Consider the following 14336-nt stretch of genomic DNA (forward strand, 5'->3'; position numbering starts at 1 on the left):
ATTTATTTTTTTCGTTTTAAAATTTCGTCTTTATTGTTGGGCTTGAAAGATGCACCGGCGCATCTCATCACGGCATCAAAGCCGTAGCGGTTCTTCATTCGGTCCATGGCCTGATACAGGGCAAGCATTTCCTCGGTGTCATTGAAAAGGTCGATCTGGTAGGTTCCCCTGACAAGGCCGCTGAAGCGCACCCCGATAAGGCGGAGCCTCATGCGGCGCTGGTAGAGCCTGTTGAAGAGATCTGCGACCGTCTGGTTCAGGATATGGTCGGCCGAAGTATACTGCACACGGGACTGTTTGGTTTCGGTATCAAAGTTGGCGTATCGTATTTTGACGGTCACAGTCGAGGCGAGCCACTCTTCGGCGCGCAGCTGGTAGGCCAGCTTTTCGACCATTCCCTGCAGGATCCTGCTGAGTTTCAATATATCGATCGTGTCCTGGGAGAAGGTGTGCTCGGTGGAAATGGACTTTCTTTCCGTGTAGGGCTCCACAGGGGTGTTGTCGATGCCGTTGGCTTTCTTCCAGAGTTCTGTTCCGTTTTTGCCGATCATCTTCTGCAGGGACTCGGCAGGCATTTCAGAGAGCGTGCGGATGGTGCGGATGCCGATGCGCGAAAGAAGCTCAAAGGTTTTCTGCCCCACCATCGGGATCTTGCGGATGGAGAGCGGGTTCAGGAAGGACTGCACCAGATGCTCGGGGATTTCAAGGTTCTGCTTCTGCTTGCCTTCGCCCGTGCCGATTTTCGATACGGTCTTGTTGACCGAAAGGGCAAAGGTGAGGGGCAGGCCCGTTTCCTTTGTGATGCGCTGCGCCAGCTCATCGGTCCATTTGTAGCTGCCGTAGAAGCGGTCCATGCCGGTGATGTCGAGATAGAATTCATCGATGCTGGCCTTTTCCACCACGGGCGCCTTTTCCTGGATGATTTCGGTGATGTCATGGGAGAGCCTCGAGTAGAGCTCCATGTCGCCCTTCATGATTTTGGCCTGCGGGCAGAGCTTCATGGCCATATGTATGGGCATGGCCGAACGCACCCCGAATTTACGGGCTTCGTATGAGCAGGATGCCACAACGCCCCTGTCCCCGCCGCCTATGATCAGCGGAATGCCGTTAAGTTCTGAATTGGAAAGCCTTTCGCACGATACGAAAAAGGTGTTCATGTCGATATGCACAATTGCCCTGCTCATGGTCTGTTCATTTTTATACAGACCAAAATTAGCACAGATAATAACATTTTTTAAAAGTTATTATGTTACAAATAGCAACAATTTTAAAAAAGCCTTATTTTTCAGCAGGTATTCATAAAAGAAAAAAGAGGGCGGAAAGGCTTTATTCAGAATTTACGGCATAGGGAATTCTGAAAAGAATGCTGTTTTTATTTTTAAAAGGATTAAATGAATTTTAAAAAAAATGTTATAAAGTGTTATTGTTTCTATAATTTTCAATCTTTTGCTTCAATTTCTGAAAATTATGCAGGTAAATTCCGTATATTTAAGGTCTGTTAACCGCTAAACGGATATAATTCGATTATTTATGGATCTTCAATTCTTACGTATCTGATATGTATTTTTTGCGGATTCTCAGATTCTTGTCTTCTGCAGCAGCATAAAGCATGAGACCATGTCGCAAATATATAATTCCAAAAAGATTATCTATCTGGCAGATGATGATGAGGACGACAGGCTGCTGTTCCTCGATGCCGTTCAGGAGCTCAGCCTTCCGGTGACTGTCAATACAGCCGAAGACGGGCATCAGCTTCTGAGTGCTCTTAATAAGGCGGGGGAAAGGCTTCCTGAAATCATTTTTCTGGACATCAACATGCCTGTCAAAAACGGTTTTGAATGCCTTGAAGAAATACGGCGGGGAACGCTGCCGTTCAGCGGCGTAAAAGTAATCATGCTTTCCACCAGCAGCAATGCTGAAAACATAAACCGCTCCTTTGAACTGGGAGCCGATTACTATGCCGTCAAACCCAGCACATTCAAGGCCCTTAAAGATCTCCTGCAGAGCGTAATGGAAATGGACTGGAGCATTCCCGGAAGAAACAAGGCAGAATTCCTTCTGGTTTGAGAAGGAGTCCATCATAAAAAAATACAGCCCTGCAGTGTGAACTGCAGGGCTGTATTTTATAAATTAAAGCCGGTTTTAAACAGCGGCTTCCTCTGAAAGCGATTGATCAGAGGTGTCTTCCTGAATATTCTCCACAGCTGCTTCTCTGGCTGAAGCCTGCGGTGCGGCAGTCTTTTTCATAAGGATATAAAAATCCCTGAGATGCCACCATGCCGGACAGCGGTCCACAGGTCCGCTGAAGTTTCTGATGGTGCTGTAGCTGCTCCTGAGAAAAACCTGCGTATCTGTGATGTTTGCCCATTCAGTCAGTCTTACTTCCTTCGGCGGGGGATTGCTTTCAAAATAGCGTTTTATTTCTTCGTGGTTCATTCCGCAAATTTAGGCAAAATGCCCCGCACTTACAAGGGAAGAACGGGAGCATAGCACTTGATTTGCTTCGGATTCATCCGCTTTTCCAGCAACTTTTTGAAGACCAATTATATGCAGCTTGCTAAAAATCTGCCCACTTTTTGGGTATCGAGAAAATTTTTTTAAGACCTAAGCGAATAGGAGGAAAATTACTTATAGGAAAAATAGACCATTTTTTATAAATAATGGATGAATTTTCATAATAATCACTTGATGCAATTGATCTAATTTGGCACTTTGAAAATGTACCACAGATTCAGCCATTTTCTACAAGCAGCAAATCTGCGTAGAATTTAAATGATGATGCAGTACAGTAAATGTATTGGACATGAAAATATCAGATTCTTTTAAAAGTGCAATAGTTGAAGCAATCTGCTTGCTTTATATACTTCTTTTCGTCTATGCTTCTGTAAGCAAAATTATTGATTTTGAGAATTTTCAGGTGCAGCTAGGACAATCTCCCCTTTTAAGTGCATTTGCCGTTCCTGTTTCCTTGGGTATCCCTATTCTTGAATTGATTATCGCATTTATATTGCTTTTTCCTAAATTTAGATATATTGGCCTTATGTCTTCATTTGGTCTTATGGTAATGTTTACCGCATATATTTTTATTATGCTTTATTTCAGTCCTTTTATTCCATGCTCCTGTGGAGGTATTTTAGAAAAAATGAGCTGGAATATGCACTTAGTTTTTAACATTTTATTATTGATGATGGCTGTTTGTGCTTTACTATTTTTTGATAAAAAAAGTTTTTTTTTAAGGACGAAACAATTTACGGTAAGATTGCTACTATGCACAATGATCTCCAGTGTTTTGATTATTATCTTAATATTTACTTTTTCCGAAAAAATAATTCATAATGAAAATCCTTTTTTAAGACGTTATCCCCCACATCCTGCGGAATTTTCTAATGCGGTTAGACTTAAATTCAATTCTTATTATTTATCTGGTTTCGCTGACGGAAGAATATACTTAGGCAATTATACAACTCCCGCTCAAATAATATCATTTAATTCTAATCTCAAAGATAGAAAAGTTCATAAGATAATTTTTGATCCTGCGAATACTCGTTTTAAAGTAATCAGCTGGTACGTCAAGGGGAATTATTTTTATCTTCTTGATGGAAGCATCCATAAAATTTTTAGAGGGGATATTAAAACCTGGAAAATCGATACAGAATTAAAGGATTTTCCTTTTTTTACGAGAGCGATTCCTATTGATAGTACAACATTAGTTTTTAGAACTAACAAGGGAAAAAAGATGACCAATACAATTGGAAAATTCACAAATGAACAACAGGTAAAAGTAAAATATTTTGAAGGTTTACTTCAGGCGCAAAATGAGGGGGTATTTGATACAGATGGTGTATTAATGTACAGCGAGGAGCTAAATAAAATTGTCTATTTATATTATTACCGTAACGGATTTGTAGTTGCTGACAAAAATGGTAAAGTGGAAAATCGCGGAAATACAATTGATACAATAAAACATGTCAATTTAAAAGTTTCGGTACTTAAAAATGGAACAGAGTATGCTATATCTTCGCCGTCAATTACTGTTAATTCAAGCAGCACTGTTTATAAAAATATATTATTTGTCCGGTCACAGGTAAAGGGAAGATTAGAAAATGATCAACTTTGGGAAAAATCATTTATAATAGATGTCTATGATTTTAGAAAAAATATTTATCTCTATAGTTTTCCTATTTACCATAGTAGCCCAGCTAAAAAATTTAGCTCCTTTTTGGCAACAAGAACCCATATTTATGCATTGTTAGGCAGCGACCTAGTTGTCTATGAGATTAAAAATGATCTAAAAAAAGAAATGAATTCAAAATAAAATATAAATGCTAAACTGGCCAGTTTCAGGAATGAAGATCGAACACCTGTAAAAAAAAGTAGATCGGATTATAATTTAAATATTGAAATTATGAAAACGTTAAATTTAAGTAAGTTTCTGCCTATTGCCGTTGCGGTTTTAGGTATTGGGGGAGCTTTCGCAACAACTTCAATGCAAAGTGTTTCGAAAGAAATTCCAGAAAATGGATTCACTAGAACTTCTAATAATAAATGTACAGATGTTCAAGTTGAATGTGATGATTTTCCCGTTCCTGAAATGTGTCGCATTTCCTATGCTCCGGCGGGTGCGATTGCATATAAAAAAGTGGGCAATAATGACTGTCTTCAGCCTTTGTATCGTCCAAATTAATTTTTGAAAAAAAATAAAAGAATTAGTGCAGTTTCAATATAGTTTGAAACTGCACTAAATAATTGCTATTTTATGCCATCACTTATCCATAAATATTCTTTGCCCTGTTTTTTCTTTAGAAAATAATCAAACCATTGTAAAATTCTAATTGATATATCTTTCTGTGCTGATTCTGATGAAAATGAATGGTTCTCATTTGGATAAAGAAGCATAATGCTTTTTTTACCTAGCCTTCGAAGAGCCAGATAAAACTCTATACTTTGTTTTACATCTACCTGGGCATCTTCTTTTCCTGACCATAATAGTGTAGGGACTTTAATTTTTTCAATGTGATCGATAGGTGAGTTTCTTACATATAAGTCAGGTTCTTCAAAAGGAGATTTTCTCATATTCCACTGCAAACTCTGAAATCGCCACGACTCGGGTTTCCCAGATTTTAAATTTACAGTAAAATAAAAATTTTTTAAATTTGTAATAGCGCCACTAGGGACAACCGCTGCAAATAAGTTTGTCTGAGTGGCAATAAAAGCAGTTTCAAATCCTCCGAACGAATGTCCCATTAATCCAATTGAAGCTGGATCCACAAGCCCCATGTCTATTATCTTTTGTGTTGCTGACGTAACACAGTCCAATGCGGAAATCCCAGGATTCCCTTGTTCTAGTATAATGTCAGGCAGTAAAACAAAATAACCTTCTGAGGAAAGAATTGAAGGATTAAATCCGCCTTCGTTAAACAGCGTCGGATTAAAATACTTATGCAAATTCATAGACTGTATTTCGTAGATGTTAACGATCATTGGATATTTTTTGGAATGGTTGTAATTCGCTGGATAAATTAAAACGGATTTTATATTCTGCTTTTTAGAATTTTGGTAATATATCAGTTTTGAGTTTCCCAGAAGAAATTTTTCATGGTGGTTATTGCTACTGTAAACAGTTGATTTTTTTTTATTTCCATTGACAAGTTGCAGCTTGGGAGGCATATTGAATTTCTGCTCTAAAAATACTATGCTTTCACCTTTAAAATTAGATTTCAGGTCTTTGATAAGGCTAGCTTCATAAATAATTTTTTTTACTTTATTGTTAGGAAACCATTGAAAATAACCTGTTTTTTCGTCTTCTCCGTGAGCTTGAAGAATCAAGGGTTTCTCAAGATCATAAATTTGATTTTTACTTTTGTCATATTGGTAATTTAGAATCTTGGTTGCAGAGCTTTCTGTAATGCGGAAAACTATTTTGGCATCCCTACCTGATGTAATTTTCTTAAAAGAACTTCCATCTGTCTTCACTATCCAGATATCATATTGGTCATAAATTATAAAGTTTTTACCATCCTTACTCCATCCAGGACTTCCACACAAACTTTCCGCAGACAGTCTAGTTTTCTCCGTGAAGCTGACACCAACTTTTTCTGTGACATTATGATGAGATTTCAAGTAAAGATCGTATATCCACCAATGATTATTTTTATAATAAGCAATAAATTTTCCATTTGGAGATGGTATTACTGAACGTCTACAGCCGAATTGCTTTTTTAAAAGTAAAGACTTTTCAAGGGTATTTAGATCCATAAGATAAATATCACTTGGACCTTCATCTTCAAACTGTGGTTCGTAATCTTTCGGATTGTAAAGTAGTGCATAATTGAAATTGCCGGTCAATAGTATTTTTGGAAGTGAATCAGATGTAATCTGCCGGCATATATTCTTCTCAGGTTCCCATAAAGCAATTTTTGGTGAATCCTTAAAATTTCCGGTTTTGTCATCTTGAGGATATATCCATTTGTCATTTCCATTCCATATTTCCACGAGACTGCTTGTATTATTTTTATTTGATTTATTGTCTCTGACAGAAAAAAAGACTCGTTTAAGATCATCTGAAATTATAATTTTATAAAATGGATCCCAGTAAAACGATTTTCCATATAGTGAATCTGATGCTTGCTTCTCTTCCAGTTTCTTCATTTTTTTGTCCTTTAAAATAAAGAAGTATATCGAAATAATTTTCTGATTATAAGATCTCTGTAAAAATGCTATAGCATTTCCATCATTCTGCCATGTAAAATCACTGAAGATAGTGTCGGCTTCTGATTCTGCCAATTTTAAATCGATTTGACTCCGCAGATCATATATATGAACAGAACAAAGGTTTTTCGACTGCGATAAGCTGTAGGTTATATAGCGTTTACAAGGAGAGATGGTAAAGTTAATTACATTTTGAATCTCTTTAACAGATCCATTATTGAAGGATCTGATCACAAGGCTATTGTTTAGTTCGGATTTCTTTTTTAAAAATACCAAAGTATGAATTGGGGCAGAATACTCGAATTTGTCAATATTAGGATAAAATTCTTTTTTATAGGATTTCAAATTAAGAAGTTCAAGATTTTTGCCGATTTGGCAGATAAAAAAATCATTTCCTGCAAATATTGAATTAGTGCCAAAGGAGAACTGTAAGATTTTATTGTGAAGCGGGTTTTTAAGAAAAAGTGTGTCATTACCATTTGAATACGACATTTTCCAGCTTATCCATTCTCCATTTTCAGAGATTTTATCAAGCTGTAAAGTACTCCAAAGGTGGTAAAAGTCAGGAGTTAATAATCTTTTTTTTTGCATTGTCTGTCCCCAAGAGAGACAGACAACTAATTGCAAAATAAAAAATGAGATCTTTCGTATTATTAAGTTGAATAAAAACATTCTGGTGCAATTATTTAAAATTTATAGGAGTGAGAGAAATTAGTAACCTTGATTTTGAGGCAGAAGATTCGGATTGGTATTGAGCTCGGACTCAGGAATAGGAAAAAGACTGTCGGTTGTATCCCAACCAATCTTATATCCTAAATCAGTGTCTAGTCTTCCGGTTCTTTTAAGATCAAAAAAACGATGTCCAAATTCAGTGAACAACTCCCATTTCCTTTCTAAAATAATAGCATTAAGAATTTCAGCCTTGGTAATAGCGCCTGAGTTTGGAAGACCAGCACGATTTCTTATCTTGTTAAGATCTTCTTTTGCACCAATAAGATCGCCTTGCTGTGCTCTAGCTTCGGACCTTATTAAATACATTTCGGCGAGTCTAAAAAGAATCGAGTATTCTTTTGAAGATGAAGTTGTATTTTTCTCTTTGTATTTATTTGCATGATACCATGTGGCAGAACTATTACCGACTGGCTTTATCCAGTTTAAACGACGCATGTCACCATTACTGAAGGACTCCGCCAGATCGCTACTTAAAGAAACCAATGAAGGAGGTCCGGAACTAAAGATAAAGAATGAGCCTTCCAATGTATTTGTTCCTGCATTTCCAGACTGCAGTTGCCAGATGGTTTCAGACGAAGCAATTAAAAAGACTTTTGATAAATCCATGTTAAGTTCATACAGACCACTTTGATTAATTACTGCTGAAGCTGAATCAGATGCTTCGGAATACGATCTATTATAGAGATAAACCCTTGCCAGAAATGCTCTGGCTGAATATTTATTTGGTCTAACTCTTTCACTTGAATCATAGTTTGCAGGTAATAGTGGTTCTGCATCGGAAAGATCTTTTATAATAAATTCGTAAATTTTTGATACAGGAGTTCTCCTTACGGTGCTGTTTGTCTTATAATCAGTCACGGTTATGTAAGGCACATCGCCAAATAAATTAGCCAAATAAAAATGAAGAATTGCTCTAATAAAAACGGCTTCCGCTAATAGTTGATTTTTTTGTGAGTTTGATAAATTGCTACTTTTTCGAACACCTTCTATTATTGAGTTAGCGGCATATATTTGGCTATAAGATGTATTCCAATAAAGTGCTATTTGAGAATTTGAAGGAAGCAGTGTATTATTGTAAAAAAAGAGGCTTGAATTCGAAGGTTTTTCAATACTGATTAGTTCATCCGCGTAATTTCCCAGCTGATTAGAAATACCAGATCCAGATCCAGTTAGTATTCCTCTTGTCCTTAAAGAAGAGTAGATATCCGTAATAGCGGCATCAGCTGTTTCGAATTCTTCGAAAACAGCCGTATTCGTAAGCTGTGATTTTGGAAGTTCAACTTCAACAAAAGAATTACAAGAATATGCTAGTACTAGTGAGGCAATGCATATTATTTTTTCTGAAATTATGTAAACTGATTTCATTTTGTTATGTTTAGAAAGTTAACTGGAGGCCAGCCGTTATTACTTTTAATGGCGGTAGAAAACCATAAGCGATAAACTCGGGATCACCGTCTTCGTATTTGGTAAATGTTAAAAGATTTTGTCCCTGCAAAATTATTCTGCATTTTGTATCTTTTAAATTCAAGGGAAGATTGTATGAAATGGCAATATTTTTTAATCGGATAAAGGATGCATCTACAACAGATCCAGTACTCTGCGAGAAAAGATAGTCGCCCATAACTGCATCAGAGTTGTATCCAGTGGTATACTGCTGATAATTTCCTAATTGTTGGGGGGTCAACCAGCTATCTAGCATTCGTTCCTGCAAGTTGGACATCATTCCTCCACTTCCCATTGGATAGCTTGTGTTTTTCTGCTTGACAAACTGAAACAAAAAATCTAAAGAAAAACCTTTATAGTTAACTTGATTTTGGATCCCTCCAAAAAACTTAGGATTAAAATTTACAACTGTTTGTTTATCGTTAGGAGATGAAATTACTCCATCCTTGTTGGTATCTTCAAACTGATATATTCCAGTCTGTGTGTTCAGCCCTTCAAATTTATACATCAGCTGGATGTTTAGAGGCTGGCCAATACGATATTGCTGTTTATAAGTTGAACTTTCAAGTCCTGGAAAGCTGAGAAGTTTATTTAAGGTGGTTGTAAGATTTAAATTTGTTTTCCAGCTAAACGACCCTACTTGAAAATTTAGTGTGCTTAAAGTAAATTCAACGCCTTTATTCTGAACAGTAGCGTCAAGATTAGACTGTATTACTGTAAATCCCGTAGAGCCAGGTAATGGTATTCCAACCAACTGATTGGATGATGTATTTTGATAATAGGCGGCAGAAAATAAAATTCGGTCATTAAAAAAACCTGTTTCTAACGCAATTTCAAACTTTTTATTGGTTTCCCATCCAAAATCAGAATTGAAGAGTCTGGTAGGCTTTAACCCTGTAATGCCATTGTATATTGCACCAGATGTTGTATATGTATTTAAAAACTGATAGTCTCCAATCTGGTCGTTTCCAGTTATGCCGTAACTTGAACGCAGTTTACCTAAGCTTAGCCAAGAATTTTTTAAATATTCTTCATTACTAAATAGCCATGCGGCGCCAATAGCACCAAAAGTGGCAAATTGGTTGCCGGGACCAAATCTGCTCGAACCGTCGCGCCGTGCAGTAAGATTTAGAATATATTTTTTATCCCAGTTATAATTAATTCTTCCAAAAAATGCCTGATACTTATATAGAGTTTCATCATTTAAAAGGACCTGGACTGTTTTTGCCGCAGCAATATTATAAATTAAGCTGTTTGAAGGAAATCCAATTCCCATCAAATAGAACTTGGTAGTATTCTGGTTTTGAAATGTAGATCCCGCAAGAAACTCATATCTGCTCCTTCCGCTTTGGAAAGTCCATGTAATCTGGGGCTCTATTATCCAAGATTTTCGGTCAGTATTATTAGAAAATATCCCTGAACTGGAACTGCTTGGATTGTACATTGGATTTCCCATTGTGGAAGGAACAATTCTCGTTTCTTTTGTACTGAGATTAGTAAATCCGAAACTGCTTTTAAGTACAAGTCCATTTGCAATTTCATATGACAGCATAACATTGGAAAGGAAATCGTTTGTGGAAGACTCTAATTTAGACTCTAGATTTGCCAGAGGATTATCCCAGGTTCCATTTTCCCAGTTAAGGTTTCCATTGGAATCATATAAGGCTGGAGCATTTGGAGGCAGTGTACGAGCATCATTTGTAAGATCAAAAGAAGGCTGGTCATTATCCTGAATATTATAAGAGGCAGAAAAAATTAATTTAAATTTCGTATCTGCCGAGCGGTGATTAAGACTGAACTGAGATCCTCCTTTTTTGTAAACAAATTCCGCTGGGAATACAGTTGTTTCCCTATGAAAATTACCGCTTAAAAGGAACTGGGTAGTTTCGCTTCCGCCTGTAACCGATCCCTGAAAATCTGAGATTTGCGAAGTGCCTCCCAGCAATTCTTTTTGCCAGTTGGTATACCTATTTTGATCCCAAGTTCCATTTACATCATAGTCTGATGCACCATACTGCGTAAGACCATCATTTATAAAAGCTTGACGACGAACTCCTAAATACTCCGTCGTATTCATTAGTTTTAAAAAGCGTGTTACTTTACCTGCACCGGTGGAGGTACTGAAACTATAAGTAGTTTTTCCTTTTTTCCCTTTTTTAGTTGTAATTAAAACAACGCCATTTGCACCTCTAGAACCATATATAGCAGTAGCGTCGGCATCCTTCAATACTTCTATACTCTCGATGCTTTCCGTATTAATATTGTTTAGTGGACTAACCAGTCCAGGAAATGTTGTTCCAGTGTAATATGAACCGATGGGGTCTGAGGAATAAGGGACTCCATCTATAATGTATAAAGGTGCGTTAGCATCAGATCGAATGCTGTTCTGTCCTCTTATTTTTATATCAAAGCCTCCCCCAGGCACACCAGTTGTCTGCGTAATGCTGACTCCTGCCATCCGACCCTGCATTGTGGCTAATACATTTGTCACGGGCTGGGTTTCGATATCTTTAGATGTAATTCTGGCAATGCTTCCTGTTCGTTCGCTTTCCTTCACTGAGTAATATCCTGCATTTACTTTTACTTCCTGCAGAGTAGTGGTGTCATACTGCAGCACAATGTCAATTTTTGTTCGGCTTTTAATCGGTATGTAATTCGTCTTGAAACCCAAATAGGATACTACGAGGGTATCCAGTAAACCAGCAGAAATACTAAATTGCCCGTTGTAGTCAGAAATCACGGCAGCCTTAGAATTTCCCTTTAATGAGATCGTAACGCCGGGCAGGGGACTGGTCCCGTCGGAGACAGTTCCCTGTACCAGATGCTGTTGGAATGAAGATGTGCTTCGCCGCAGACTGTTTCTAGCGGCTGAAGGGGAGAAAGAGAGAAGAAAGCCTGTAAAAAGAAGGCAATAAAAAGCTTTCCCACCCTTGAAAAATGAAAAAATATTCATAATATTGGATTGGTTAGTTGAACTTGGTTTTGATTAGCTAAGGTCCTCTACACTAGTTTAGTCGCTGCGGTAGGGGACTGCTTTTTGAAGCGGCATCTGATGCCGCACTTCAAATTATGCTGTAAAACGGTTATTTCATTGGCGCATTTATTAAGATTTTAAAAACTAGATTGTGATTTTGCAGCCTGTGCCAAGGCATATGCTGGACCTGCAGGGCAATGCCCGGCCCTTAAACTAATTCAATGGCAATACCGTTTCAGGCCAGGCATTACAAAAACAGAACAATTATTACATCATATCTGACCTTCTTAAAGGTTAAACAAATGAATGCGTTTCTTTAGAATTTAAGGAATTTGCTTTGAGAAGTTGGATTTCGCCTAAAAAAGTAGGCGTGGGTTAGTCTCAACTTACACACTAGAAGGATTTACTGGACTACCTTGCGCGCATAAGTGAGCCCACGCCGTTTATGGCGTGAGCATTTACACTTATCTTCTTGCGCGCGGTTGAAAAAGTGTCCAGTTTTTTCTAGTGCAAGGTTCAAAGCGAATGCTTCAAATATTTTCTATGAAGTTATCGCAAATTTATATATTAAAAAACAAATATAGTAAAATTTCTTTACAAAGCAATCTTTAGATTGCCTTTTTTCTTTTTTTTAAAAGCGATTTTTATATTATGGAAGAAGATGGTTTTAAAAAAGAGAGAATCAAATTAGGAAAAAGAATTATGCATCTGAGAAATCAGTGTATTAATAAAGATAATGGCAAGCCAATTTCACAAGAAGAATTAGGGTTGAGAACAGGATATGCTAAAAATCACATTGGAAAAATAGAAAGAGGTCAAACTAATCCGAAAATTGAAACCTTATTTTCAATAGCTATGGAGTTGAATGTAGATATAAGAGAATTATTTAATTTTGATTAAAAAGTTCAAGGATGTCTAATTTAATATATTACTATGAAATAGAGAAAGATGCCTGCGAGCATCTTTTTTTATGCCATTTTTTTAATAAAACACGTATTAGTACTGTAAGCATTCCATCATTAAAAGATTATTTTGCAACTTTTTAAAACAAATTACGGAAAACCGTAAGTTAATGTCAATGCTGTACTATAGGTTTGTTTTAAAAAATAAAAAATGGGACCAAGCAGTTAACCTGATCCGTAAAAACAAGAAATCTTTTTAAAATTTATGTACCAAATAGATATCCACAGCCTGCAGCAGTTTGACATTCTGCTAGTCAGGTTTCCAGAAGATGAAAGCAGTTTACAAATTAGAGAGAACTGTAATTCAGAGTACAGTCATGCCATAATTTATTTAGGAGGCGGGGCATTTGTAGAAGGAATTGAACCAGTAGTTACTCTGTTTTCCTATCATCGATATTATTTCCCAGATCTTGAGGATGTCAAGATCTTAAGGCTAAGTGATGCAGCCGGAAAAAGTTTTAATGGAGCAGCTGCTGAAAGAGCATTAAGAAGCCTGGCTTCCTGCAATTACTCAAAAAGGCTTTTGTATCATATTAATAAAAAAAACATCGACGAAGATGTTATAACCGACTTTCTTGAAAAGAAAATCTGGAGGAACGGCATCGTTTGCACTTCTTTAATCACACTTCCATATTATGCTGGGGGAGTAGATTTTTCATCAAAAAATGAACCTTTTTATGCCCATTTTGGTGATATTGAAAAGCATAAGGATTTTATAGATGTAACAGCATTAACATTTCAACAAATCAAGGAAGAAGATTTAAGAAACGATGCATATAATTACTTCACTACCTATGAAACAGGTTCTATACTTGAGAAGCAGGCGGCTATAGTTGTGGAATTAAATAAGTATGTCCAGCATAAATATCGAGATATTACTCAGCATCCTGAAAAGTACGAAGATATTCGTATTGCAGAAGAAAATTTAGGTTTCAGCAGCTGGGAGGATATTTTACCAAACCTAACTCGATGGTTCCTTTCGGAAACCGGAAAAAAAATTGACGAAGAATTGTCTGAATTAATCCTTTCCAGTAAGTATAATATGCTCTGGTTTGAGGAAATACATAAATATCCAGAACAATTCTTTCCCTTATATTATTGGAAGTTTAATTCTTTTAGCCCAAGTAAGGATGATATTAAATTTTATACTGATTCAATATCAGAAACATATAAAAGGATAAAAGAAGATGAAGAAAATACATTGAAAAATTTTCTAGGCTGTCCCAGCAAGACGTATCATATTTTATTTAACATGTATCGCTTATACGCAGATCTATTAGTCGGTGCTCTTGTCCAATATGAAGAATTACTAAAGCATGTTTAAATAAGATTAAATTAACAAATTGCGTACGGAAATTATATATTGGTAGATGATTAATTTATATTTCGGATGAGATCAGAACGGTAAGCATTTATGTTTTGATTTGAATCAATCCAATGTTTGAAGATTCTTTGCGATTCGTACTCATTTGTTTGATAAAGGCCCATAATTAATACTTAATTAGAAGAGAGAGAAA

The 14336-nt window shown here is 36.6% G+C and carries 11 protein-coding genes; 6 read left to right on the plus strand and 5 right to left on the minus strand.

Going from position 1 to position 14336, the window contains the following annotated elements:
- Positions 1-2 precede the first annotated feature (2 nt).
- Positions 3-1184: a DNA polymerase IV gene (dinB, locus tag BUC29_RS07400; RefSeq protein WP_139260433.1), complete on the minus strand. Its 1182-nt coding sequence runs from the start codon at positions 1182-1184 to the stop codon at positions 3-5.
- A 433-nt stretch (positions 1185-1617) separates the two neighbouring features.
- Between dinB and BUC29_RS07405 the strand changes: the two genes are divergently transcribed.
- A complete protein-coding gene (locus BUC29_RS07405; protein ID WP_073414791.1) occupies positions 1618-2067 on the plus strand; it encodes a response regulator in 450 nt (149 codons plus the stop codon).
- A gap of 75 nt (positions 2068-2142) precedes the next feature.
- Here BUC29_RS07405 and BUC29_RS07410 read toward each other — a convergent pair whose 3' ends face one another.
- Positions 2143-2436, minus strand: a complete 294-nt coding sequence (locus BUC29_RS07410) for a DUF6965 family protein (protein ID WP_073414793.1) — start codon at positions 2434-2436, stop codon at positions 2143-2145.
- 367 nt (positions 2437-2803) lie between these two features.
- On the opposite strand from BUC29_RS07410, the gene BUC29_RS07415 reads away from it, so the two are divergent.
- Both BUC29_RS07415 and BUC29_RS07420 read left to right on the plus strand, forming a co-directional pair.
- Positions 2804-4315 (plus strand): MauE/DoxX family redox-associated membrane protein, encoded by a 1512-nt coding sequence (locus tag BUC29_RS07415; RefSeq protein WP_073414796.1) that lies wholly within the window; start codon positions 2804-2806, stop codon positions 4313-4315.
- Between the two features lie 90 nt (positions 4316-4405).
- The gene (locus BUC29_RS07420; protein WP_073414799.1) at positions 4406-4684 is read left to right on the plus strand and encodes a DUF6520 family protein; all 279 of its coding nucleotides are present in this window, start codon (positions 4406-4408) and stop codon (positions 4682-4684) included.
- Between the two features lie 65 nt (positions 4685-4749).
- Here the strand turns inward: BUC29_RS07420 and BUC29_RS07425 are convergent, their stop codons facing one another.
- Genes BUC29_RS07425 through BUC29_RS07435 form a run of 3 tightly spaced genes read right to left on the minus strand, consistent with a single transcriptional unit; the run spans position 4750 to position 11836 of the window.
- Positions 4750-7380, minus strand: coding sequence for a S9 family peptidase (locus BUC29_RS07425; protein ID WP_084538599.1), 2631 nt, complete (start codon positions 7378-7380; stop codon positions 4750-4752).
- A 39-nt stretch (positions 7381-7419) separates the two neighbouring features.
- Positions 7420-8805 carry a RagB/SusD family nutrient uptake outer membrane protein gene (locus BUC29_RS07430; RefSeq protein ID WP_073414803.1) on the minus strand — a complete coding sequence of 462 codons (1386 nt, stop codon included), beginning with the start codon at positions 8803-8805 and terminating at the stop codon, positions 7420-7422.
- 10 nt (positions 8806-8815) lie between these two features.
- Positions 8816-11836 (minus strand): SusC/RagA family TonB-linked outer membrane protein, encoded by a 3021-nt coding sequence (locus tag BUC29_RS07435; RefSeq protein ID WP_073414805.1) that lies wholly within the window; start codon positions 11834-11836, stop codon positions 8816-8818.
- 672 nt (positions 11837-12508) lie between these two features.
- On the opposite strand from BUC29_RS07435, the gene BUC29_RS07440 reads away from it, so the two are divergent.
- From BUC29_RS07440 to BUC29_RS07445, 3 genes are all read left to right on the plus strand, one after another.
- On the plus strand, positions 12509-12757 hold the full coding sequence (locus BUC29_RS07440; RefSeq protein ID WP_012025070.1) for a helix-turn-helix domain-containing protein: 249 nt from the start codon (positions 12509-12511) through the stop codon (positions 12755-12757).
- A gap of 11 nt (positions 12758-12768) precedes the next feature.
- Positions 12769-12903, plus strand: coding sequence for a hypothetical protein (locus BUC29_RS21775; RefSeq protein ID WP_262489293.1), 135 nt, complete (start codon positions 12769-12771; stop codon positions 12901-12903).
- 121 nt (positions 12904-13024) lie between these two features.
- Complete coding sequence (locus BUC29_RS07445; RefSeq protein WP_073414808.1) at positions 13025-14143, plus strand: hypothetical protein; 1119 nt, start codon at positions 13025-13027, stop codon at positions 14141-14143.
- The last annotated feature ends 193 nt before the right edge of the window (positions 14144-14336 follow it).

This window comes from Flavobacterium defluvii (genome assembly GCF_900129555.1).
Lineage (GTDB): Bacteria > Bacteroidota > Bacteroidia > Flavobacteriales > Flavobacteriaceae > Flavobacterium > Flavobacterium defluvii.

Bases quoted from the DNA above. Each gene is read 5' to 3' on its own strand.
- dinB (WP_139260433.1), bottom strand. From the start codon at position 1,184: ATGAGCAGGGCAATTGTGCATATCGACATGAACACCTTTTTCGTATCG.
- BUC29_RS07405 (WP_073414791.1), top strand. From the start codon at position 1,618: ATGTCGCAAATATATAATTCCAAAAAGATTATCTATCTGGCAGATGAT.
- BUC29_RS07410 (WP_073414793.1), bottom strand. From the start codon at position 2,436: ATGAACCACGAAGAAATAAAACGCTATTTTGAAAGCAATCCCCCGCCG.
- BUC29_RS07415 (WP_073414796.1), top strand. From the start codon at position 2,804: ATGAAAATATCAGATTCTTTTAAAAGTGCAATAGTTGAAGCAATCTGC.
- BUC29_RS07420 (WP_073414799.1), top strand. From the start codon at position 4,406: ATGAAAACGTTAAATTTAAGTAAGTTTCTGCCTATTGCCGTTGCGGTT.
- BUC29_RS07425 (WP_084538599.1), bottom strand. From the start codon at position 7,380: ATGTTTTTATTCAACTTAATAATACGAAAGATCTCATTTTTTATTTTG.
- BUC29_RS07430 (WP_073414803.1), bottom strand. From the start codon at position 8,805: ATGAAATCAGTTTACATAATTTCAGAAAAAATAATATGCATTGCCTCA.
- BUC29_RS07435 (WP_073414805.1), bottom strand. From the start codon at position 11,836: ATGAATATTTTTTCATTTTTCAAGGGTGGGAAAGCTTTTTATTGCCTT.
- BUC29_RS07440 (WP_012025070.1), top strand. From the start codon at position 12,509: ATGGAAGAAGATGGTTTTAAAAAAGAGAGAATCAAATTAGGAAAAAGA.
- BUC29_RS21775 (WP_262489293.1), top strand. From the start codon at position 12,769: ATGTCTAATTTAATATATTACTATGAAATAGAGAAAGATGCCTGCGAG.
- BUC29_RS07445 (WP_073414808.1), top strand. From the start codon at position 13,025: ATGTACCAAATAGATATCCACAGCCTGCAGCAGTTTGACATTCTGCTA.